Genomic DNA, 22971 nt, shown 5'->3' with positions numbered 1-22971 from the left:
GACCATGAGCGAACCTTCGGACCGCAGACATCGATCATGGAAGCAGGCGGTCAGGGGCGGGGCGGCGGGGGTGCGGGCGGCAGCGGGGTGTCCGCCTGGACCAGCAGTTGCCAGGCGCCGGTCACCTGGTCGGGGGTCACCGTGAGCGTGATGTCCCTGCCCTTGCCCGAGTGGTAGGGCGCCAGGGTCAGGTCGACCGTGTACACGTGCAGGTCGGCGTCGTAGTCCCACCAGTCCTCGGTCCGCACGTCGACCCCGTCGACCCGCAGCCGCAGCGACCCGGGGGTCAGCGACTGGCTGATGAAGGAATAGCGGTCGCCCGAGCGCACCGTCACGGTCCGCGGCAGCAGCGGGTCGTCCGGGTCGCTGCGAAGCCACAGCCGGGTGTCCAGGGTCTTGGTGAACGTCCCCGGGCTGGGCGGTGGCAGCGACTGGGGCTCCCAGGCAGCCAGCAGCTGCTGGGGACCGGCGGGTTCGGCCAGGACGGCGGGCCGTTCGGGCAGCGGGTACGCCGAGCGCAGCACCGGCACCCCCACCGCCACGGCGACGGTCGCCCCGTCGGGGAACGCGGCGGACCTGCCCGTGCCGCGCTCGGTGGCGACCACGCGGAGTCTGATGCTCAGGTCCCGTCCCTTCCGGTCCTCCGCGATCTGCCACGTCATGGTCAGGCCGTCGCCGCAGCGGCCGGTCTGGCGGACCTCGCCGCCGACGACCAGCTCCCCTTCGAGGTCGACGCCGGGCGCCCCGGTGCAGTCGGTGAAGACCAGGTACGTGCCCAGACCGGGCGAGACGAAGTCGAGCGTGACGCTGTTCTGCCAGGGCCGGGAGCGGACCGCCGCGATGACGCGGGCGCCGTGCAGGTGCTGCGGGAAACCGGCGGTCGAGCCGGTCTGCTGTGCCGGGCCGCCGTCGCCTGGCGCGGGAGTGAGGCCGTACCCGATCGCGCCCAGGACGAGCACCGCGGCGACGAGTCCGCCGACCCGCTGGCGGCGCCGGACGTCGATCCGCTGGCGTACGGTGCCCAGTCGCAGGTGCTGGACCAGGTCGGCGGGCGGGGTGGACCGCTGGTCGAGCAGTTCCTTGAGGTCGATCATCGCGCCGCTCCCTCCAGCGTCAGCGAGTCGTCCAGCCGCAGCTTGGACAGGGCTTTGGCGTGCTGGCTCTTGACGGTGCCCACGGACACGCCCATGAGCTCGGCGATCTGCGCCTCGCTGAGGTCGTCGAAATACCGCAGCACCAGCACCGCGCGCTGGCGCCGGGGCAGGCGGCCGAGCGCCCGCCAGATCTCGTCCCGGGCGGCCACCTCGTCGCCGTGGTCGGCGAGCACGGACTCGGCCGGGTGCTCGGTCGGGTGCTCGGCCCGCCAGCGGCGCCGCCACCAGGTGGAATAGGTGTTGATCACGATGCGCCGCACGTACGGTTCCGGATCGGCGTCGATCCGGCGCCACGCGCTCCACGCCTTGGCCAGGCTGGTCTGCAGCAGGTCCTCGGCGAGTCCCCAGTCGTGGGTGAGCAGGTAGGCGGTGCGGAGCAGCCGCGGCGAGCGGGTCGCCACGAACTCCGCGAAGGTGTCGCTGCGCGTCACCGGTCCTCCCAATGGATTAGGTCGCCGGTAATACCAGTCGGCCCGATCCGAGGGTTGCCCGCCGCGGCGGGCTGGCGCGCGGCACCGCCCGGGGCCGGCGGATGCTGGTACGCCGGCCCCGGGCGGTGGACTGCCCGCGCTCAGCTGCCCTGGTCGAACTTCTCCCAGGCGCCGATCGCGGCACGGTTGGCGATGAGCGCGGCCGCTCCCGCGTTCTCCGCCACCACGTACTTGCCGTTGGCCTGGGCGCGCAGGCTGATCGTGCCGTCGCTGTTGCGGACCAGGGCGAACGTCTCCCAGGCGCCGACGGCGGCGCGGTTGGCGATCAGCGGGTTGGCCCCGCCGTTCTCGGCGCAGACGTACATGCCGTTGACCTTGGACTTGAGGGCGACGTTGCCGCTGCCCAGGTCGACGAGGTCGAACCGCTCGGCGAGCGTGCCCGCGGTGGCGGCGCTGGCGATCAGGTTGCCGGTGCCGCCGCCGGGCACGGTCACGAACTTGCTGTTGGCGCGGGCCTTGATGGTGGTGCCGGAGACCGGCTGCGAGACGGGCGAGCAGTCGGCGGCGACGGCGCCCGCGGCGATCTGGAGGCCGCCGAGCAGCATCTTGGTGAAGTTGGGGTCGGTGTAGCTGGCCTCGGTGTGGCCGAGGCCGGTGTACCAGGCGCGGCCGCCGCTGTAGTTCTGGCACCAGGTGATCGGGTGGTCGCCCATGGTGCCGCCGGTGTACGACGCCTCGTTGAGGTTCATCAGCACCCGGACGGCCGACCGGGGGTTGGTGCGGTAGTTGTACCACTCGTCGGAGCGGGTCCACACCGACGGCAGGTGCGCCGTCGACACGTTGACCGGCGTCTCGACGCGCACCTGAGCGGTCTGGATCGCCGGGTGCGACGAGAACCAGGCGCCGACCAGGCCGCCGTACCAGGGCCAGTCGTACTCGGTGTCGGCGGCGGCGTGCACGCCGACGTAGCCGCCGCCGGCCGCGATGTAGTTCTGGAACGCGGTCTGCTGCGTCGCGTCCAGCACGTCGCCGGTGGTCATCAGCCACACCACGACCTGGTACTGGGCCAGGTTCGCGGCGGTGAACTGGGCGGCGTCCTCGGTCGCGGTGACCGTGAACCCGTTGGCCGAGCCGAGGGCCTGGATGGCGGCGATGCCGTTGGGGATGGACGAGTGCCGGAAACCGGCGGTCTTCGAGAAGACCAGCACCTTGGTCAGCGGCGCGGCCGCTGCCGGGGTCGCCGGGCCGACCAGCATCGTCGCGGCCATCGCGACGAGTGCGGCGGCCAGGGACAGGAGGCGTTTGCGCATGTGCCCGCTCCTTCGCAGGGAGGTGCCGCGTCCGGCCGGGCGCCGTACGCGGCGGGAGGGGGACGCGCCGGTCTGGCGGCCGGGGTCGGGGCCGGGCAAAAGGGAACGCGGCGACACAGACACGGAGCATCCTTCATGCCGTTCGCGGGCGGGCGCCCGTGAACCGGAGCCGGGTCGCCGATCCGAGGCTCCAAGTGGACATTGACATCCGTGAAACATCCTATAGGGATCTTGGTCGCGAAGGGAAGAGCGGTTCGAGCGCCGCACGGCCGCCGACGGCAGTGGTCTGCCCTATTTTAGCCGTTTCTTCTGTCAGCTAGGCGCGCAGTATTGCCAGCCAGAGGCCAACTTTTGCTAGATCCTGAAAAAGTACGCTCGTCTATCTAGAAACTTTTACCTAGACGGATTTAATATGGCCGCTACTTAGGCGTAACAGGAGGCCCTGTGCGTACTGGACTGTGGCTCGTCGGAGCGCGTGGAGCCGTGGCGGTGACCGCCATCGTCGGCGCGCTCGCCGTCCGCGCGGGACTCTCCGAACCGACCGGCTGCGTGACCGAACTGCCCCCGCTGCGCGACGCCGCGCTGCCCACCCTGGCCGACCTCGTGATCGGCGGCCATGACGTCGTCGAGCTCGGCCTCGACAAGAAGGCCCAGGCGCTGGTCGCGGCCGGGGTGCTCCCCGCATCCGTGGTCGCCGCCGTCGCCGGCGAGCTCGCCGCCGTCGAAGCCGAGGTGCGCTGCGCCCCGCACGGCGCCACCCAGCACGAGACGGCGGTGCGCATCGCCGCCGACCTGGTGGAGTTCCAGCGGCGGCACGGGCTGGCCCGGGTGGTGGTGGTCAACGTCGCCTCCACCGAGGCGGCCGCCGTGCCGCACCCCGCGCACGCCGACCCCGACGCGCTGGCCGCCGCGCTGCACACCGACCAGGTGCTCCCGCCCAGCTCGCTGTACGCGTACGCGGCCTTCACCGCGGGCTGCTCGTACGTGGACTTCACCCCGTCGACCGGGGCGCGGCTGCCCGCGCTGCACGAGCTGGCGCTGCGGGCCGGCACGCCGTACGCGGGGCACGACGGCAAGACCGGCGAGACGCTGCTGAAGTCGGTGCTCGCACCCATGTTCGCGCTGCGCAACCTGCACGTGCGGTCGTGGTCGGGGCTGAACCTGCTCGGCGGCGGCGACGGGGCCAACCTGGCCCGGCCCGACGCCAACGCGGCCAAGGTCGCCAGCAAGCAGCGGGTGCTCAAGGAGACGCTGGGCTACGAGCCGGAGGGGCAGACCCGCATCGACTACGTGCCCGACATCGGCGACCTCAAGACGGCCTGGGACCTGATCACGTTCAGCGGGTTCCTGGGCAGCCGGATGCGGCTGGAGTTCACCTGGCACGGCTGCGACTCGGCCCTGGCCGCACCGCTGGTGCTGGACCTGGCCCGGCTGACGGCCGCCGCGCACGCGCACGGGCACGCCGGGCCGCTGCCGCAGCTCGCGTTCTTCTTCAAGGACCCGCTCGGCGACGTCCCGCACGGGCTCGCCGACCAGTGGCGCGACCTGTGCGAGTGGGCGGGGGGCTGGGATGCGGCTGCGTGATCTGGCCGAACTGGTCCGGGCGCCCGCCGCGCTGTCGGTGCCCGGCGACGCGATCGCCGGGGCCGCCGCCGCGGACAGCCTCGACGGGCGCACCGCGGGCGTGGCCGCCGCGTCGGTCTGCCTGTACTGGGCCGGGATGGCCGCCAACGACTGGGCCGACCGCGACCTGGACGCGATCGAGCGCCCCGAGCGGCCGATCCCGTCGGGGCGGATCGCGCCGAACACCGCGCTGGCGATCGCCGGCGGGCTGACCGCGGCCGGGCTGGGACTGGCCGCCGCGGCGGGCGGGCGCCGCACGCTGGGCACGGCCGCCGTGCTGGCGGCGGCGGTCTGGGCGTACGACGTGAAGGCCAAGAACACCGCTGCCGGGCCCGCCGCGATGGCGGTGTGCCGGGGGCTGGACGTGCTGCTGGGCGCCAGCACCGGCCGGATGCGCCGGGCCGTGCGCCCGGCGCTGACCGTCGCCGCCCACACCTACGCCGTCACCGCGCTGTCGCGCCGGGAGGTGACCGGCGCCGACCGGTCGCTGCCCGCGCTGACCCTGGCCGGGACCGCCGCCGTCGCGTACACGGCGACCGGGCGGCGCGGCTGGGCGCCCGTCGCGCTGGCGGGCTGGTACGCATTGCGGTTCGGGCGGGCGCAGCGCGACGTGCTGCGCGACCCGGCTGCCCGACGTGTGCGCGCCGCGGTCGGAGCGGGGATCACCTCGCTGCCCGCGTTGCAGGGCGCGCTGATCGCCGCGTCGGGGCGGCCGCTGGCCGGGGCACTGGTCGCGGCCGGTGCCCCGGCCGGGGCGCGGCTGGCCAGGGCGGTGTCGCCGACATGAGCCTGCGCTTCGGCTACGGCACCAACGGCTTCGCCAACCACCGCCTCGACGACGCCCTGGCGGTCATCGCCGACCTCGGCTACCAGGGCGCGGCGCTGACACTCGACCACGGGCACCTCGACCCGTACGCCCCCGACCTGCGCGCCCAGGTCGACCGGACCGCGCACCGGCTCGCGGAGCTCGGCCTGTCCACGGTGATCGAGACCGGTGCCCGCTACCTGCTCGACCCCCGGCGCAAGCACAGCCCGACCTTCCTGCACGACGACCCGGCGCCCCGGATCGACTTCCTGAAGCGGGCCGTCGACATCGCCGCCGACCTGGGCGCCCAGGCGATGTCGTGCTGGTCGGGCGTGCGCCCCGGGCACGTGCCCGAGGCGCTGGCGTGGGACCGGCTGGCCGACGGCTGCGCCCAGGTCCTCGCGTACGCGGCGCAGCGGGGCGTGGTGGTCGGGTTCGAGCCCGAGCCGGGCATGCTCGTCGACACCCTGGCCACCTGGCGTGAGCTGCGCGACCGGGTCGGCGACGGGCTCGGGCTGACCCTCGACATCGGGCACTGCCGGGCCAACGAGCCCGCCGACGTGCCCGAGTGCGTCCGGCAGGCCGGGCCGCACCTGGTCAACGTGCAGATCGACGACATGGTCCGGGGCGTGCACGAGCACCTGGAGTTCGGCGACGGCGAGATCGACTTCCCGCCGGTGCTGCGGGCGCTGGCCGACACCGGCTACGACGGGCTGGTCGCGGTCGAGCTGGCCCGGCACTCGCACGCCGCGCCCGAGGTCGCCGCCCGGTCGATCGCGTTCCTGCGCGCGGCCCGGTGGCTCGGCGACGCCCTGGCCCGGGTGCGCCGCGACCCGGCGGCGCTGGCGGTGCTGCTGCCCGCGGTCCGCCGCCACGTCGGCCGCGACGGCGCCGAGGACGCCCGCGTCCGGCTGCTCCAGGTCGCGCCGCTCTCGCCCGAGCAGTCCGCCGACCTGTACCGCTACGGCGACAACGACGAGAAGCGGGCCGTGCTGCGCACCTGGCCCGCCGCCGACCTGCTGCGCGACGCGCTGCGCAGCAACGACACCCGGCTGGTCGCCGCCGCGCTCGGCCAGGGCGCGCACCTGCTGTCCGACGCCGAATGGCGGCAGGCCGTGCTCAAGAGCGTGTTCATGGGCCTGCCGCTGGCGCAGGTGCACGACCTGGACCGCCGGGCTGACGCCGAGCTCGGCCGGATGCTCGACGGCCTGCGGCGCGAGCGCGAAGCCGCCGGCCGGACCATGCCCGCCGACGCCGTACGCCTGCTGGAAAGGCTGCTGTGATGCGCATCTTCGACCCGCACATCCACATGACCTCGCGCACCACCGACGACTACGCGGCGATGGCCGCCGCGGGCGTGCTCGCCCTGGTCGAGCCTGCCTTCTGGCTCGGCCAGCCGCGCACCAACGCGGGGTCGTTCACCGACTACTTCGACGCGCTGCTGGGCTGGGAGCCGTTCCGGGCCGGCCAGTTCGGCATCCGGCACCACTGCACCATCGCGCTGAACCCGAAGGAGGCCAACGACCCGCGCTGCCGCGAGATCCTGCCGCTGCTGCCGCGATACCTGGCCAAGGACCGGGTCGTCGCGGTCGGCGAGATCGGGTACGACTCGATGACCCCCGAGGAGGACGACGTCTTCGCCGCGCAGCTGGCGATGGCCCTGGAGGCCGACCTGCCCGCCCTCGTGCACACCCCGCACCGCGACAAGCTCATCGGCACCCGGCGCAGCATCGACGTGGTCAAGGAGTCCGGCATCGAGCCCGGCCGGGTGGTGCTGGACCACCTCAACGAGCTGACCGTCGCCGAGGTGGCCGCCTCCGGCTGCTGGATGGGATTCTCGATCTACCCCGACACCAAGATGTCGCCGGAGCGGATGGTCGCCATCCTGCGCGAGCACGGCCTGGAGCGGATGCTGGTCAACTCCGCCGCCGACTGGGGCAAGTCCGACCCGCTGCTGACCCTGCGCACCGGCGAGGCGATGCTCGCGGCCGGGTTCAGCGAGGACGACGTCGACCGGGTGCTGTGGCGCAACCCGGTCGAGTTCTACGGCCAGTCCAAGCGGCTCGACCTCGACGGGGTCGGCGGCGAGGCGACCTACGAGGGCAACTCGATCCTGCGCGGGGGGTCGTGATGCGGCTGAGCAGAGCCGACGGCTCCACCGTGCACCTGGCGTACTGCACGAACGTGCACCCGGCCGACGATCTGCCCGGGGTGCTGGCGCAGCTGGACCGCTTCGCGGTCCCGGTGCGCGAACACCTCGGCGCCGACCTGCTGGGGCTGGGCCTGTGGCTGGCCGCGCCGGTCGCGTCCGCGCTGGCCGCCGACCCGGCGCTGCGGCGCAGGGTGCGCGCCGAACTGACCGCCCGGGGGCTGGAGACGGTGACCCTGAACGGCTTCCCGTACCAGGCGTTCCACGCGCCCGTGGTCAAGCACGACGTCTACCGTCCGGACTGGACCGATCCCCGGCGGCTGCGCTACACCCAGGACCTGGCGATCGTGCTGGCCGACCTGCTGCCCGACGACGCGGCCCGCGGCTCGATCTCGACACTGCCGCTGGCCTGGCGCGAGCCGTGGGACCGGCCCCGCTGGCAGGCCGCGCGGGCGCAGCTGCGGGCGCTCGGGCAGAGCCTGGCGGCGAGCGAGCGCGAGATCCGGGTCGCGCTGGAGCCCGAACCCGGCTGCGTGGTCGAGAACGTCGACCAGGCCGTGGCCGCGCTGTCCGGGGTCGGCAGCGACCGCATCGGCATCTGCGTCGACCTGGCCCACCTCGCCTGCGCCTGGGAGGACCCGCGCGACGCCGTCGCCAAACTCGACGCCGCCGGGGTGCCGGTGGTGAAGGTGCAGGTGTCGGCGGCCCTGGAGGTCGACGACCCGCAGAACGCGGCCGAGGTGCTGGCGACTTACGCCGAGCCGCGGTTCCTGCACCAGACCCGCAGCGCGAACGGCGCCGTCTTCGACGACCTGCCGCAGGCGCTGGCCTCCTCGGCGGGCGGCCCGTGGCGGGTGCACTTCCACGCCCCGCTGCACGCCGCCCCGCCCGCCCCGCTGGCCGCGAGCACGCCCGTGCTGGCCGAGGGGCTGGCGGCGCTGCTCTCGGGCAGCTCGTGCGACCACTTCGAGGTGGAGACGTACACCTGGGAGGTGCTGCCGAAGGCGGCCCGCCCGACCGACGACGCCGGGCTGGCCGCGGGCATCGCCGCCGAGCTCGCGTACGCCCGTGCCCAGATGTCGACCTGTGGGGTGAGCTGAGATGGACCGTCCCGTGGTGGTGCTCGACGTGGTCGGGCTGAGCCCGCGCCTGCTGGAGCACATGCCCCGGCTGCGCGCGGCGTTCGCGACGGGCTTCACCGCCCGGCTCGACCCGGTGCTGCCCGCCGTCACGTGCAGCGTGCAGGCCAGCTTCCTCACCGGGCTGGCCCCGACCGACCACGGCATCGTCGGCAACGGCTGGTACTTCCGCGACCTCGGCGACGTGCTGCTGTGGCGCCAGCACCACGCCCTGGTCCAGGGCGAGCGGGTGTGGGACGCGATCCGGCGTGAGCGCCCCGGCTACACCGTGGCCAACATCTGCTGGTGGTACGCCATGGGCGCCGACGTCGACTGGACCATCACCCCCCGGCCGATCTACCGCGCCGACGGGCGCAAGGAGCCCGACTGCTACACGGTCCCGGCGGAGCTGCACGACGAGCTGCCGGAATTCCCGCTGTTCAGCTACTGGGGGCCCGGGGCGGGGCTCGCGTCGTCGTCGTGGATCGCGGCGGCGGCCGTACACGTGATGCAGACCCGCGACCCGGACCTGACCCTGGTCTACCTGCCGCACCTGGACTACGACCTCCAGCGCTTCGGCGCGTCCGGGCCGCAGGCGGCCAAGGCCGCCGCCGACCTCGACGAGGTGCTCGGCCCGCTGCTGGACGCGACCGCCGCCCGGGGCGCGGCGATCGTGGCCCTGTCCGAGTACGCCATCACCGACGTCTCGAAGCCGGTGCACGTCAACCGCGCCCTGCGCGAGGCCGGGCTGCTGCACGTGCACACCCAGGACGGGATGGAATACCTCGACCCCTGGACCTCCCGCGCCTTCGCCGTCGCCGACCACCAGGCCGCCCACGTGTACGTCCGCGACCCCGCCGACACCGCCGAGGTCGCCAAGCTGTGCGCCGGGCTGCCCGGCGTCGCCCAGGTGCTCGACGAGGCGGGCAAGGCCGCGCACGGCCTGGCCCACGAGCGCAGCGGCGAACTGGTCCTGCTCGCCGAGCCGGACGCCTGGTTCACGTACTACTACTGGCTCGACGACGCCCGCGCGCCCGACTTCGCCACCCACGTCGAGATCCACCGCAAGCCTGGCTACGACCCCGCCGAGCTGCTGTTCGACCCGGCCGGCCCGGGTGCGGCCAAGGCCCGCGCCGCCAAGGCCCTGGTCCGCAAGAAGCTCGGCTTCCGGTACCGCATGAACGTCGTCGGCCTCGACGCGGGCGCCGACGCGATCCGCGGCTCGCACGGCCTGCTGCCCCCGTCGGCCCAGGACGCCCCCGTGCTGCTGTGCTCCGACCCGGCCGCGGCCGTCGACCGCATCGCCGCGACCGAGGTCAAGGCGCTGCTGCTGCGGCTGGCGGGGGTGGCGTCATGACCCTGGCCCCGGCCGTGCCGACGCTGCCCGCCCGGGTGGACGCGGTGCTGGCCCGGTTCCTCACCGCCCGCGCGGTGTTCGGCACCGACGACGACCTGCGCGACCTGCTCGCCACCACGCGCCGGTTCGTCCTGCACGGCGGCAAGCGGCTGCGCCCGGCCCTGTGCTACTGGGCCTGGCACGGCCTGGGCGGCGCCGATTCCGGTGCCGGGACCGGGCTGGCCGGGTTCGACGCCGCCGCGGTGCTGGCCGGGCTGGCCGACACTCCCGCGCCGGGCGGCGACGGTGAGCAGGCGGTGATCGCGGGCGCGGCGCTGGAGCTGTTCCACTGCTTCGCCCTGATCCACGACGACATCATCGACGCGAGCACCTTCCGGCGCGGGCGCCTGTCGTTGCACGAGGAGTTCGCGCAGCGGCACGCCGGGCACGGCTGGGGCGGCGACGCGGCGGCGTTCGGGCGCGGCGCGGCGATGCTCTGCGGCGACCTGTGCGCGATGTGGGCCGAGGAGCTGCTGGCCGAGTGCGGCGCCGCACCCGATCGCCTGCGTACGGCGCAGTCGTTGTTCGCCCTGATGCGCACCGAGGCGATGGCGGGCGAATACCTCGACCTGCTCGGCACCGCCACCGGCCACCGCCCGTCGGGGCCGGACTCGCGGCGGGTGCTGCGGGTGGTGCGGCTGAAGACGGCGCGGTATTCGATCGTGCGGCCGTTGCAGATCGGGGCGGCGCTGGCGGGGGCTGATCAGCGGGAACTGGTGGCGTGCGCGGCGTTCGGGGAGCCGCTGGGGCGGGCGTTCCAGCTGCGGGACGACGTGCTCGGCGTGTTCGGCGACCCGGCGCTGACCGGCAAGTCGGTGCTGGACGACCTGCGGCAGGCCAAGCCGACGATGCTGCTGGCCGAGACGTGGTCGCGGGCGGCGGGGGCGGACCGGGAGGTGCTGCGTACGCACGTGGGGGACGCGGAGCTGGACGAGGCGGGGGCCGACCGGGTGCGGGAGGTGATGACGGGGTGCGGGGCGCTGGCCGCGGTGGAGCGGCGGATCGGCTCGGCGCACCGGCGGGCCCGGCTCGCACTGGCGGCATGGGAGCTCGGCGATCAGGCGCGGCGGGAGCTGTCGGGGCTGGCGGACGCGGCCGTGCACCGATCCCGTTGATAGCACGAAATTTCATGGCGTATCAGAGTTACTTCCGATCACGACTGTAGATCCTATAGGATATTTCATAGATGTGATTCCGGAAACACAGCTGACACCCTCACCCGATCCCCGTCCCCCGGGAGGTCCAGCTCATGCGCCAACGCATTGCCGCGCGCCTGTCGGCCGCCGCCGTGCTGGCGGCGGGCCTGCTCACCGCGGTCCCGGCCAGCCCGGCCACCGCCTCGCCCACCGACGCAGCGTTCAACTCCGGCACCGGCGCCCTCAACGTCGACTACGCCGGCTACCTGTCCAAGCACGACCTCGTCTACAACAAGCCCAACACCAACCCCCTCTACGGCCTGACCGTCGGCAACGGCCGCACCGGTGCCATGGCCTGGTCGGCCAACGGCCTGACCATGCAGGTCTCCGGCGTCGACCTGTCCCAGCAGTCGGCGTTCGCCGCGGGCAACCTGAACTTCAACACCAGCCCGTCGCTCGACAGCGGCTACACCACCTACCAGCAGCGGCTGTCGCTCTATGACGGCACGCTGACCACGAAGTACGACGGCAACCGGACGGTCACCGTCATGGGGTCGCCCAACTCCGAGGTGATGGGCATCCACGTCGACGATTCGCGCGGCGGCGTGGCCGGCGCGACTCTGGAACTGAGCCTGTGGGACCCGAACGGGGTCTCCAACAGCGCCGACGTGCCCAACCTGACCACCTGGCGCACCGTGCAGACCGGCTCGGACTCCTCCGCCGCCTGGTTCAGCCGGGGGCAGGCCGACCCGAACAACTTCGGCTACACCTTCGCCGCCACGGTCGAGGGGGCGTCGTACTCGGCGTCGGTGGTCAACGGGACCCGGGTCCGGCTGAGCATCACCCCGACCAGCAGCTACACCATCTGGTTCACCGCGGCCAGCCGGCTCAACTCGCCGAACCTGGACTCGGTGACCCAGGCCAAGAACCAGCTGGCCTCCGTCAAGTCGACGGGCTACGGCACCACGCTGAACAACTACAAGAACTTCTGGCACTCGTTCTGGCAGAAGTCGTTCGTGCAGTACTCCAACTCCGCCGGCGACGCCGACTACCTGGAGAACGTGTACTACCTGGCCACGTACATGATCGCGGCGGGCGGGTACGGCAACTACCCGTACCACTTCATCAACGGCGTGTTCCGGGCCACCGGCGACCAGACCAAGTGGAGCAACGGCTACTGGTACTGGAACCAGCGCGACGTCTACAACTCGTTCTTCGCCTCCAACCACGCGGACCTGATGGCCGGGTTCAACCGGCTCTACAGCAGGAACTTCAACGCGCTGAAGGCGTACACGCAGACGCGCTACGGCACCGACTCGCTGTGGGTGCCCGAGACGATGGGCTGGGACGGCAACGCCCGCGGCACCGTCGGCAGCGACTTCGTCAACGACATCTACTCCACCGGCACCGAGGCCGCGTACAACATGTACCTCCAGTACCGGTACACCAACGACACCACCTACCTGCGTGATGTCGCGTACCCGTACATGCGCGAGGCGCTGCGGTTCTACCAGAACCGGTTCCAGTTGCAGAACGGCAAGTACCAGATGCCGACGTCGAACGCGCACGAGACCTACTGGGACGTGCACAACGCGATCACGGACCTGGCCGCGGTGCGGCTGCTCGCCCCGCTGACCATCCAGGTCAGCACGCAGCTCGGGCTCGACTCGGGGCTGCGCGCGGGGTGGCAGAACCTGGTCGACAACCTGTGGCCGTACCAGGTGAGCAACAACGCCTGGCTGCCGCACGACCCGCCGACCGCGCAGCAGCGCAACGGCGAGAACGTGTCGGCCGAGCTGATCTGGCCCTACGACCGCACCGGTATCGGCGCCGCCGACTACAGCACGGCGGTCAACACGTGGAACGTGCGGCCCAACCCGTACAGCAACGTGTGGGCCAACGACCACGCGCAGGCGGCCCGCCTGGGCCTGGGCGACCAGGTGCTCAGCGGCATGCGGCTGATGCTCCAGCGCTACCAGAACTACCCCAACGGCATGACCAACAACACCAACGGGGTCTTCGAATACCTGGGCATCCACCTGGTCGCCATGAACGAGTCGCTGCTCCAGAGCTACAACGGCAAGATCCGGGTCTTCCCGGCCGTGCCGACCGACTCCTCCATGGTCACCAGGTTCACCCTGCTCGCCCAGGACGGCTTCCTGGTCAGCAGCGAGCGCGAAGCCGGTGAGATCAAGTACGTCGGCCTGCGCAGCCAGTTCGGCAAGGACGCCCGGGTGGTCAACCCGTGGGGCACCCAGCAGGTCCAGGTGCGGCGGACGTCTGACAACGCGATCATCACCACGTCGTCGGCGGCCGAGGTCACCTTCAGCACCGCGGCCAACGCCGTGTACGTGCTGGAGCGCACCGCCAAGCCGCTGGCGAACTACTCCGCCACCACGCTCACCGGCAGCCCGAACAACGACGTCAAGTCGCTGCGCAACACCGCCTCGACGCTGGGCCTGCCCGGCGGCGCGGTCGGCGGGCTGGTCAACGACACCGAACTCACCTACGACGCGAACTGGTTCCAGACCACGAACCGGGGCTACGGCGACTACAACGACGACACCCACCACACGACCACGGTCAACGCGGCGGCGTCGTACACGTTCACCGGCACCGGGGTCGAGTACCTGTCCGAGCGGTTCAGCGACATGGGCAACGTCGACGTGTACCTGGACAACGTGTTCCAGGCCAACGTCAACCTGAACGTCTCCGGCGCCCGCCAGGCGCAGCAGGTGGTCTGGTCCAAGACCGGGCTGGCCGACGCGCAGCACACGATCCGCATCGTCAACAAGACCACCTCGGTGGCGATCGTGGACGCGCTGCGGATCACCACCGGCGGCACGCAGCCGGGCACCACCTACGTCGCCCTGAAGGCCCAGGCCAACGGGCAGTGGGTGTCCGCGCTCAACGCCACCACCGCGCTCATCGCCAACAAGACCGCGGTCGGCACCACGGAGCAGTTCGAGGTGGTCGACCGGGGCAACGGTTCGGTGTGGCTGCGCTCTCGCGCCAACGGCCAGTACGTCTGTGCCGAGAACGCCGGAGCCAACTCGCTGCTCGCCAACCGGGCCTCGGCCGGGGCCTGGGAGACGTTCACCCTGGTCCGCAACAGCGACGGCACGGTCAGCTTCCTCGCCCAGGTCAACAACCGCTACGTGACGGCGGAGAACGGCGGCGCGGCCGCCCTGATCGCCAACCGCACCGCGATCGGCCCGTGGGAGAAGTTCGACATGATCACCCAATAGCCCCCAAGCCCGCGGGGCCGACCGGCCCACGCGTCAACGACTCTCGGAGCGGTCTTCGGCGACCAGGCTCCGAGGCCGGGACCTCGCCCCGGGTGCAGGCAGCCCTTGCCGCACCCGGGTCGACCCCGGACGTACCGAGGGATCGCGAATGCCATCCGCCTGGTCGCCGTCGCTCCGGACCCTGCCGGTCTCCCGGCTCAGGGGTGCGGGTGGTCCGTGCGTCCTCGGCACGCACCACCACCCCACCCCCACCCCACCGGAGTGTCCCCATGGTCCGAAGTCCACGCCGGGGCCTGGCCGCTACCGCGGCCGCGCTGCTGCTGGCCTCGCTCACGGTCGCCGTCACCGCCGCCCCTGAACCGGCGGTTGCCGCGCCACCGTCCACCACCAGCTTCGAGAAGGTCAAGCTCGACGGCGGCCTGTCGATGGGCGAGCCGATCGAGCTGTCGGTGCTGCCCGACGGCAAGGTTCTGTACATCAACCGGGGCACCAGCTCCGGCGGCGGCCAGGTGCGCCTGTACAACCCCGCCACCGCGACCACGACCGTGGCCCTGACGCTGGCGCTGGACGCCCGCTTCGAGGACGGCCTGATCGGCATCACGCTGCATCCGCAGTTCGCGACCAACCGCTGGGTGTACCTGTTCTACTCCCCGGCGGTGACGCCGCTGGTCAACCGGATCTCGCGGTTCACCTTCAACACCTCGACGCTGGTGCTGGACGCGGCCAGCGAGACGAAGCTGATCGAGTGGCCGACCGAGCGGCGGCTGTGCTGCCACTCCGCCGGGTCGATGACCTGGGACTCCAACGGCAACCTGTACTTCGCCGTGGGCGACAACACCAACTCCGGCGGCGACTCGGCGGGCATGGCCCCGATCGACGAGCGCACCGACCGCGACGCGCAGTACGACGCCCAGCGCACTGCGGGCAACACCAACGACCTGCGGGGCAAGATCAACCGGATCCACCCGGAGAGCAACGGGACCTACACCATCCCGGCGGGCAACCTGTTCCCCGTCGGCACGGCGCAGACCCGGCCCGAGATCTACACCATGGGCAACCGCAACCCGTACCGGATCTGGGTCGACAAGCAGGCGGGCAACACCCTGTACTGGGGCGAGGTCGGGCCGGACGCGGGCGCCACCATCGCCAACCGGGGCCCGGCCGCCTACGACGAGTACAACCGTGCCACCAGCCCCGGCAACTACGGCTGGCCCTACTGCGGCGGCCCGAACACCGCCTACAACGACTGGGACTTCGCGGCCAACGCCCCGCGCGGCTGGTTCCCGTGCGGCGGGTCGACCGGCCCGGTCAACAACTCGCCCCGCAACACCGGCCTCCAGCAGCTCCCGCCGACCCGGTCGGCGCTGGTGTGGGAGCAGCACGGCGGCAGCCGCGAGTGGCCCGCGCTGGACAACCCGGGCGGCTGCGGCTCGCCCAACCACGCCGAGGTCTACCACTACAACGCGGGGCTGAACTCGCCGTACAAGTGGCCGGCCTACTACGACAACAAGCTGATCATCACGGAGTACTGCCGGAGCTGGATCAAGGAGATCCAGTTCGACAACGGCAACCCGGTCACCGGGAACCCGACCGTGATCGAGCCGGTGGTCTCCGGCATGCCGCTGGTGCACCCGATCGACATGGAGTTCGGCCCCGACGGCTCGCTCTACCTGCTGGAGTACGGCAACGGCTACTTCTCCGGAGACGCTGCGGCGGGGCTGTACAAAATCAACTACGTGGCGGGCGGGCGCTCGCCGCTGGCCGTGGCCACGGTCAACCGCGACAACGGCCTGACCCCGCTGACCGTGCAGTTCAACGGCACCGGCAGCTCCGATCCCGATGGCGATCCGCTGACCTACGCCTGGGACTTCGACAACAACGGGACCACCGACTCGACGGCGGCCAACCCGAGCTTCACGTACACCACGGTCGGCGACAAGCGGGCCCGGCTCACCGTCAACGACGGCACCGGCCGCTCCGGCACCACCCTGGTCCCGATCGTGGCCGGCAACGACCGGCCCACGGTGACCGTGGGCGGCGTCCCCGACGGCGGCCTGTTCAACTGGGGCGACAACCTCACCTCGACCGCCGCCGCCACCGACCCGCAGGACGGCACCATCGCCTGCGCCAACGTGGTGGTCCGGGCCGCGCTCGGGCACCAGGAGCACGCGCACGAGGAGGGCCAGGGCACCGGCTGCGGCTTCACCGTCAACACCGGCCCGGTGCACGCCGGGCCCGACTCGGTGCTGTTCTTCGTGCTGCGCGGCAGTTACACCGACCGGGGCGCGAGCGGCACCGTGGCGCTGACCGGCGAGAAGCAGCTCAGCCTGTGGCCCAAGCAGTGGCAGGCCGAGCACTTCGTCACCCTGAACGGGCCGAAGGTGGTCGACCAGGCCGCGGCCGAGGGCGGCAAGCGGCTCGGCGACATCCAGAACGGCGAGAACGTCCGCCACCACGCGGTCAGCCTCAAGGGCATCACCGGGGTCAAGGCCCGGGTGAGCTCGGCCGCCGCCGGAGGCACGGTGTCGTTCCGGTACGACTCGCCGACCGGCCCCGAGGTCGCCCGCCTGACGGTGCCCGGCACCGGCGGCTGGGACAACTACACCGAGGTCAGTGGCGCGGTCACCCGCCCCGACGACGGCACGCACGACCTGTACCTGGTCTTCTCCGGGACCGGCACCGGCGCGCTGTTCGACGTGGACAGCTACACGTTCACCGGCGCGGGCGTCGGCACCCCGGACACCAACCCGGACCGCGCCCAGGGCCGCCCGGTGACGGTGTCCAGCACCGAGGCGGGCGCCAACGTCGCGGGCAACGCCGTCGACGGCGACTCCGCCACCCGCTGGAGCAGCGTGTACGCCAGCGACCCGCAGTGGATCACCGTGGACCTGGGCGCGACCTACGCGCTGGAACGGGTGCGGATCAACTGGGAGGCGGCGTTCGGCCGGGCGTACCAGGTGCAGACCTCGCCTGACAGCAGCGCGTGGACCACGGTCTACTCGACCACCACGGGCGACGGGGGAGTCGACGACCTGACCGTCTCCGGCACCGGCCGCTACGTGCGCGTCTACGGCACCCAGCGCGGGCTGACCCAGTACGGCTACTCGCTGTGGGACCTGAACGTCTACGGGACCCCGGCGACGGGCGGCGGCACGCTGCTGTCGCGCAACCAGCCCACCGCCGTCTCCAGCGTCGCCGACGGCACGGTCGGGGCGAGTGCGGTGGACGGCAACGCGACCACGCGGTGGAGCAGCGCGTACAGCGACCCGCAGTGGATCTCGGTGGACCTGGGTTCGGTGAAGTCGCTGAGCCGGGTGGTGCTGAGCTGGGAGACCGCGTTCGGCAAGGCGTACCAGATCCAGACCTCGCCCGACAACGCCACCTGGACCACGGTCTACAGCACCACCACCGGTGACGGCGGCGGCGACGACATCACGCTGTCCGGCTCCGGCCGCTACGTGCGCGTCTACGGCACCCAGCGCGGCACCCAGTGGGGCTACTCGCTGTGGGAGTTCGACGTCTACGGCTCCTGAGCCGCACCCCTCGGGGAGGCGGCCGCCCGGCCGCCTCCCCACCTCCGAAGGAGAAGTGATGAAGAGGCGAATCCTTTCCCTGCTCACCGGCGTCGCGCTGGTGGCGGGCCTGGCCGCGGCGGCTCCGGCCACCACGGCGCAGGCCGCGCCGCTGACGAAGGTGCTGGTGTTCTCGAAGACCGCCGGTTTCCGGCACTCGTCCATCCCCAACGGCATCGCCGCCATCCAGGCGCTGGGCTCGGCCAACGGCTTCTCGGTCACCGCGACCGAGGACGCGACCCAGTTCAACGCGACCAACCTGGCCCAGTACCAGGCGGTGGTGTGGCTGTCGACGACCGGCGACGTGCTGGACGCCACGCAGCAGACCGCGTTCCAGAACTACATCGCGGCCGGCGGCGGCTACGTCGGCGTGCACGCCGCCGCCGACACCGAGTACGACTGGCCCTGGTACGGCGGCCTGGTCGGTGCCTGGTTCTCGTCGCACCCGGCGACCCAGCAGGCCACGATCGCGGTCGAGGACCGGTCGAACAGCTCGACCTCGCACCTGCCGAGCACCTGGACCCGCACCGACGAGTGGTACAACTACCGCACCAACCCGCGCGCCAACGCGAAGGTGCTGGCCAGCCTGGTCGAGTCGTCGTACTCCGGCGGCACCATGGGCGACCACCCGATCACCTGGTGCCAGAACTACGGCGGCGGCCGCTCCTGGTACACCGGCCTCGGTCACACCGAGGAGACCTACGCCGACCCGCTGTTCCGGACCATGCTGCTGGGCGGCATCCAGATCGCGGCCGGGTCCAAGCCCGCCGACTGCCGCCCGGAGACGGGCTACACGGCGCTGTTCGACGGCACCCAGAACAGCTTCAACCAGTGGCAGATGGCCGGTCCGGGCGGGTTCACCCTGGCCGACGGCACGCTGACCTCGTTCGGCGGCATGGGCCTGCTGTGGTATCCGGTCCGCACGTTCAGCGACTACTCGCTGAAGCTCGACTGGATGATGCCGGGCGACGACAACGGCGGCGTCTTCATCGGCTTCCCCGATCCGCAGGGCGACCCGTGGAACCCGGTCAACCTCGGCCACGAGATCCAGATCGACGCGACCGACGCCGACGTCACCCGCACCACGGGCAGCGTGTACAGCCTCAAGGCGCCGGACACCACGGCCCGCGCGGCCGCGCTGAACCCGCCGGGGCAGTGGAACACGTACGAGATCGGCCTGCACGGCCAGCGGGTGGAGATCTGGCTCAACGGCGTGAAGATCAACGACTACACCAGCACCCGCAACATCGCGACCGGCTACATCGGCGTACAGAACGACGGCGCCGGCGCCGACATCAACTACCGCAACATCCGGATCAAGGCCGGCAGCACGCCGCAGCCCACCGACCTGGCCCAGGGGCGGCCGACCGCCACCTCCAGTGTGGAGAGCGGCAACGTGCTGGTCGGCGCGAACGCGGTCGACGGCAACTCCGCCACCCGCTGGGGCAGCCTGTACGCCGACCCGCAGTGGATCTCCGTCGACCTCGGCGCGAGCTACGCGCTCAACCGGGTGCGGCTGAACTGGGAGACCGCCTACGGCAAGGCGTACCAGATCCAGACCTCGCCCGACAACGCCACCTGGACCACGGTCTACAGCACCACGACCTCCGACGGCGGCGTGGACGACGTCACCCTCACCGGCACCGGCCGCTACGTGCGTGTCTACGGCACCCAGCGCGCCACCCAGTGGGGCTACTCCCTGTTCGACCTCAACGTCTACGGCACCCCGGCCACCGGCCCGCAGCTGCTCTCGCTCAACCGGCCCGTCGCGGTCTCCAGCGTGGAACCCGGCAGCGCCCACAACGGCGCGAACGCCGTCGACGGGAGCGCCACCACCCGCTGGGGCAGCGCCTACGCCGACCCGCAGTGGATCTCGGTCGATCTGGGCGCGAGCAAGAGCGTCCAGCGGGTGAAGCTCACCTGGGAGGCGGCGTACGCCAAGGCGTACCAGATCCAGACCTCGCCCGACAACGCCACCTGGACCACGGTCTACAGCACCACGACCTCCGACGGCGGCGTGGACGACGTCACCCTCACCGGCACCGGCCGCTACGTGCGCGTCTACGGCACCCAGCGCGCCCTCACCCAGTACGGCTACTCCCTCTGGGAGCTAGAGGTCTACGGCAGCTAGCTCCGTCCTCTCCCACCCCCGCCCCGGCGCGTGCCCGAGCGCGCCGGGGCACCCCCCACCGGAAGGAACCCGCATGAGGCACATCCCTCGGCGGCGGCTGTGGTTCACCGCCGTCGCCACCCTCGCGGCCACCGTGGTCGTGTCGGCCGGAGCGCCGACCACCGCGCTGGCGGCGCCGATCCCGGCAGGCGACTACCAGCAGGTGTCGCTGGCGTCCGGCTCGGCCGAACTCGGCGAGCCCATGTCGCTGGCGGTGCTGCCCAACCGCTCGGTCATCCACACCGCCCGGGACGGCACAGTCCGGGTCACCGACGTCAACGGCAACACCAAGCAGGCGGGCAAGCTCACCGTCTACACCCACGACGAGGAGGGCCTCCAGGGCGTCGCGGTCGACCCCGGCTTCGCCACCAACCGCTACGTATGGCTGTACTACTCCCCGACGCTGAGCACCCCCGCCGGGGACGCGCCGACCACCGGCACCGCGGCGGACTTCAACGCGTGGAAGGGCCACCTGAACCTGTCCCGGTTCACCCTCAACGCCGACGACACGCTCAACCTCGGCAGCGAGAAGGTGGTGCTGACCGTCGACAACGACCGCGGCCAGTGCTGCCACGTCGGTGGCGACATCGACTTCGACACCGCGGGCAACCTGTACCTGACCACCGGCGACGACACCAACCCGTTCGACTCGGCCGGGTACAGCCCGATCGACGAGCGGACCGACCGCAACCCGCAGTTCGACGCGCAGCGGTCCGCGGGCAACACCAACGACCTGCGCGGCAAGCTGCTGCGGATCAAGCCGCAGGCCGACGGGACCTACACCATCCCGTCGGGCAACCTGTTCGCGCCCGGCACGGCGAACACCCGCGCCGAGATCTACGCGATGGGCTTCCGCAACCCGTTCCGGATGAGCGTGGACAAGGCCACCGGCATCGTCTACCTCGGCGACTACGGGCCGGACGCGGGCACCACCGACGCCAACCGGGGCCCGCAGGGGCAGGTCGAGTTCGACCGGATCACCGCGCCGGGCAACTACGGCTGGCCGTACTGCACCGGCACGAACACCACCACCGAGACGTACAACGAGTGGAACTTCGCCAGCAACAGCACCGGCGCGAAGTTCAACTGCTCCGGCGGCCCGGCCAACAACTCGTTCCGCAACACGGGCCAGGGCACCCTGCCCGCCGCCAAACCCGCCTGGATCCGGTACGCCGGCGACGCCGGCACGCCGCCGGAGTTCGGCTCCGGCTCGGAGTCGCCGATGGGCGGCCCGGTCTACCGCTACAACGCCTCCTCCACCTCGAACGTCAAGTTCCCGCAGTCGCTGGACGGCCGCTTCTTCGCCGGCGAGTACGGCCGCAAGTGGATCAAGGCGATCGCCGTCAACGCCGACGGCACCCCGGGCGAGATCTCGGCCTTCCCGTGGACCGGCACCCAGGTCATGGACATGGCCTTCGGCCCGGACGGCGCGCTCTACGTGCTCGACTACGGCACCGGCTCCAACAACGCGGGCCTGTTCCGGGTCGAGTACATCGCCGGGGCCAACCGCAACCCGGTCGCGGTCGCCTCGGCGAACAAGACCTCCGGCCCGGCGCCGCTGGCCGTCACCTTCTCCTCGGCGGGCAGCTCCGACCCCGAGGGCGGGGCGCTGAGCTACCTGTGGACCTTCGGCGACGGCACCACCTCGACGGCGGCCAACCCGACCAAGACCTACAGCACCAACGGGACGTACACCCCGACGCTGAAGGTCACCGACCCGGGCGGCCTGTCCGGCACGGCGAGCCTGGTCATCACGGTCGGCAACACCGCGCCCACGGTCAACCTCCAGCTTCCCGGCGACGGGCAGCTGTTCAACTTCGGTGACACCATCCCGTTCCAGGTCAGCGTCACCGACCCGGAGGACGGCACGGTCAACTGCACCAAGGTGACCGTGACCTACTCGCTCGGCCACGACAGCCACGCGCACCAGATCACCTCGAAGACCGGCTGCACCGGCTCGATCACCGTCCCGGTGGACGGCGAGCACGACGCGGCCGCGAACATCTTCGGCGTCTTCGACGCCAGCTACACCGACAACGGCGGGCTGACCTCGCGCACCGTGCGCACCCTGCAGCCCAAGCACCGGCAGGGTGAGCACTTCAGCTCGCAGTCGGGCGTCCAGCTGGCCGACCACGCGGCGGCCGAGGGCGGCCGTACCGCCGGGTTCATCGAGAACGGCGACTGGATCGCGTACACGCCGTACAACCTGTCCAACGCCACCTCGATCACCGTCCGGGCCGCCTCGGCGGGCGCGGGCGGCATCATCGAGGTCCGCACCGGCTCGGCCACCGGCACCCTGCTGGGCACGGTGACCGTCCCGGTCACGGGCAGCTGGGAGACGTTCACCAACGTCACAGCGGGCCTGTCCGGCGCCCCGTCCGGCCCGACCACGCTGTACCTGGTGTTCAAGGGCGGCGCGGGCAACCTGTTCGACGTCGACGCGTTCACCTTCGCCACCGGCGGGGCCACCCCGGTGACGACCTGGAAGGCCCGGGTGAACAGCAAGTACGTCACCGCGGGCAGCACCGCGCTGATCGCCAGCGCGACCACCGTGGCGCTGGCTCAGCAGTACGACCTGGTCAACCTCGGCGGCGGCAACATCGCGCTGCGCGCCAAGGTCAACGGGCTGTACGTCTGCGCCGAGAACAGCGGCGCGGCCGCGCTGATCGCCAACCGCACCGCCGTCGGCCCCTGGGAGACGTTCGCGCTGATCACCAACAGCGACGGCAGCGTCAGCCTGAAGGCGCAGGCCAACGGGCAGTACGTCACCGCCGAGAACAACGGCAACGAGCCGCTGATCGCCAACCGGGCGGCCATCGGGGCGTGGGAGAAGTTCGACCTGGTCACCTCGTGAGGAGG

Annotated in this window: 14 protein-coding genes; 11 read left to right on the top strand and 3 right to left on the bottom strand. The window is 71.9% G+C overall.

Going from position 1 to position 22971, the window contains the following annotated elements; all coding sequences use genetic code 11:
• Positions 1 to 50: 50 nt before the first annotated feature.
• From Cs7R123_RS34200 to Cs7R123_RS34190, 3 genes are all read right to left on the bottom strand, one after another.
• Entirely contained in the window at positions 51 to 1094 is a 1044-nt protein-coding gene (locus Cs7R123_RS34200) for a hypothetical protein (protein ID WP_212832750.1), read from the bottom strand.
• On the bottom strand, positions 1091 to 1585 hold the full coding sequence (locus Cs7R123_RS34195) for a SigE family RNA polymerase sigma factor (protein ID WP_212832748.1): 495 nt from the start codon (positions 1583 to 1585) through the stop codon (positions 1091 to 1093). The genes Cs7R123_RS34200 and Cs7R123_RS34195 overlap by 4 nt, the downstream gene beginning before the upstream one ends.
• A 140-nt stretch (positions 1586 to 1725) precedes the next feature.
• Complete coding sequence (locus Cs7R123_RS34190) at positions 1726 to 2895, bottom strand: ThuA domain-containing protein (RefSeq protein WP_212832746.1); 1170 nt, start codon at positions 2893 to 2895, stop codon at positions 1726 to 1728.
• A 444-nt stretch (positions 2896 to 3339) separates the two neighbouring features.
• Between Cs7R123_RS34190 and Cs7R123_RS34185 the strand changes: the two genes are divergently transcribed.
• From Cs7R123_RS34185 to Cs7R123_RS34130, 11 genes are all read left to right on the top strand, one after another.
• A complete protein-coding gene (locus Cs7R123_RS34185; protein ID WP_212832744.1) occupies positions 3340 to 4479 on the top strand; it encodes an inositol-3-phosphate synthase in 1140 nt (379 codons plus the stop codon).
• The gene (locus Cs7R123_RS34180; protein ID WP_212832742.1) at positions 4466 to 5305 is read left to right on the top strand and encodes an SCO3242 family prenyltransferase; all 840 of its coding nucleotides are present in this window, start codon (positions 4466 to 4468) and stop codon (positions 5303 to 5305) included. Before Cs7R123_RS34185 ends, Cs7R123_RS34180 begins: the two co-directional genes overlap by 14 nt.
• Positions 5302 to 6606, top strand: a complete 1305-nt coding sequence (locus Cs7R123_RS40560) for a TIM barrel protein (RefSeq protein WP_244872320.1) — start codon at positions 5302 to 5304, stop codon at positions 6604 to 6606. Before Cs7R123_RS34180 ends, Cs7R123_RS40560 begins: the two co-directional genes overlap by 4 nt.
• Positions 6606 to 7454: a TatD family hydrolase gene (locus Cs7R123_RS34165; RefSeq protein ID WP_212832740.1), complete on the top strand. Its 849-nt coding sequence runs from the start codon at positions 6606 to 6608 to the stop codon at positions 7452 to 7454. The genes Cs7R123_RS40560 and Cs7R123_RS34165 overlap by 1 nt, the downstream gene beginning before the upstream one ends.
• Positions 7454 to 8572: a metabolite traffic protein EboE gene (eboE, locus tag Cs7R123_RS34160; RefSeq protein ID WP_212832738.1), complete on the top strand. Its 1119-nt coding sequence runs from the start codon at positions 7454 to 7456 to the stop codon at positions 8570 to 8572. Before Cs7R123_RS34165 ends, eboE begins: the two co-directional genes overlap by 1 nt.
• 1 nt (position 8573) lies before the next feature.
• Entirely contained in the window at positions 8574 to 9947 is a 1374-nt protein-coding gene (locus Cs7R123_RS34155) for an alkaline phosphatase family protein (RefSeq protein WP_212832736.1), read from the top strand.
• The gene (locus Cs7R123_RS34150) at positions 9944 to 11101 is read left to right on the top strand and encodes a polyprenyl synthetase family protein (protein ID WP_212832734.1); all 1158 of its coding nucleotides are present in this window, start codon (positions 9944 to 9946) and stop codon (positions 11099 to 11101) included. The genes Cs7R123_RS34155 and Cs7R123_RS34150 overlap by 4 nt, the downstream gene beginning before the upstream one ends.
• A 134-nt stretch (positions 11102 to 11235) precedes the next feature.
• Complete coding sequence (locus Cs7R123_RS34145) at positions 11236 to 14370, top strand: glycoside hydrolase family 95-like protein (RefSeq protein WP_244872319.1); 3135 nt, start codon at positions 11236 to 11238, stop codon at positions 14368 to 14370.
• A gap of 269 nt (positions 14371 to 14639) precedes the next feature.
• Positions 14640 to 17903: a discoidin domain-containing protein gene (locus Cs7R123_RS34140; RefSeq protein ID WP_212832732.1), complete on the top strand. Its 3264-nt coding sequence runs from the start codon at positions 14640 to 14642 to the stop codon at positions 17901 to 17903.
• Between the two features lie 58 nt (positions 17904 to 17961).
• On the top strand, positions 17962 to 20073 hold the full coding sequence (locus tag Cs7R123_RS34135; RefSeq protein WP_212832730.1) for a ThuA domain-containing protein: 2112 nt from the start codon (positions 17962 to 17964) through the stop codon (positions 20071 to 20073).
• Positions 20074 to 20146: 73 nt separating this feature from the next.
• A complete protein-coding gene (locus Cs7R123_RS34130; RefSeq protein ID WP_212832727.1) occupies positions 20147 to 22966 on the top strand; it encodes a PQQ-dependent sugar dehydrogenase in 2820 nt (939 codons plus the stop codon).
• The last annotated feature ends 5 nt before the right edge of the window (positions 22967 to 22971 follow it).

Origin of the sequence: Catellatospora sp. TT07R-123, assembly GCF_018327705.1 — a bacterium.
Classification (GTDB): Bacteria; Actinomycetota; Actinomycetes; order Mycobacteriales; family Micromonosporaceae; genus Catellatospora.
The sequence above is the reverse complement of the archived record's forward strand: the minus strand, read 5'-3'. Positions and strand labels throughout refer to the sequence as shown.

Bases quoted from the DNA above. Each gene is read 5' to 3' on its own strand.
- Cs7R123_RS34130 (WP_212832727.1), top strand. From the start codon at position 20,147: ATGAGGCACATCCCTCGGCGGCGGCTGTGGTTCACCGCCGTCGCCACC.
- Cs7R123_RS40560 (WP_244872320.1), top strand. From the start codon at position 5,302: ATGAGCCTGCGCTTCGGCTACGGCACCAACGGCTTCGCCAACCACCGC.
- eboE (WP_212832738.1), top strand. From the start codon at position 7,454: ATGCGGCTGAGCAGAGCCGACGGCTCCACCGTGCACCTGGCGTACTGC.
- Cs7R123_RS34155 (WP_212832736.1), top strand. From the start codon at position 8,574: ATGGACCGTCCCGTGGTGGTGCTCGACGTGGTCGGGCTGAGCCCGCGC.
- Cs7R123_RS34140 (WP_212832732.1), top strand. From the start codon at position 14,640: ATGGTCCGAAGTCCACGCCGGGGCCTGGCCGCTACCGCGGCCGCGCTG.
- Cs7R123_RS34150 (WP_212832734.1), top strand. From the start codon at position 9,944: ATGACCCTGGCCCCGGCCGTGCCGACGCTGCCCGCCCGGGTGGACGCG.
- Cs7R123_RS34190 (WP_212832746.1), bottom strand. From the start codon at position 2,895: ATGCGCAAACGCCTCCTGTCCCTGGCCGCCGCACTCGTCGCGATGGCC.
- Cs7R123_RS34165 (WP_212832740.1), top strand. From the start codon at position 6,606: ATGCGCATCTTCGACCCGCACATCCACATGACCTCGCGCACCACCGAC.
- Cs7R123_RS34145 (WP_244872319.1), top strand. From the start codon at position 11,236: ATGCGCCAACGCATTGCCGCGCGCCTGTCGGCCGCCGCCGTGCTGGCG.
- Cs7R123_RS34200 (WP_212832750.1), bottom strand. From the start codon at position 1,094: ATGATCGACCTCAAGGAACTGCTCGACCAGCGGTCCACCCCGCCCGCC.
- Cs7R123_RS34180 (WP_212832742.1), top strand. From the start codon at position 4,466: ATGCGGCTGCGTGATCTGGCCGAACTGGTCCGGGCGCCCGCCGCGCTG.
- Cs7R123_RS34135 (WP_212832730.1), top strand. From the start codon at position 17,962: ATGAAGAGGCGAATCCTTTCCCTGCTCACCGGCGTCGCGCTGGTGGCG.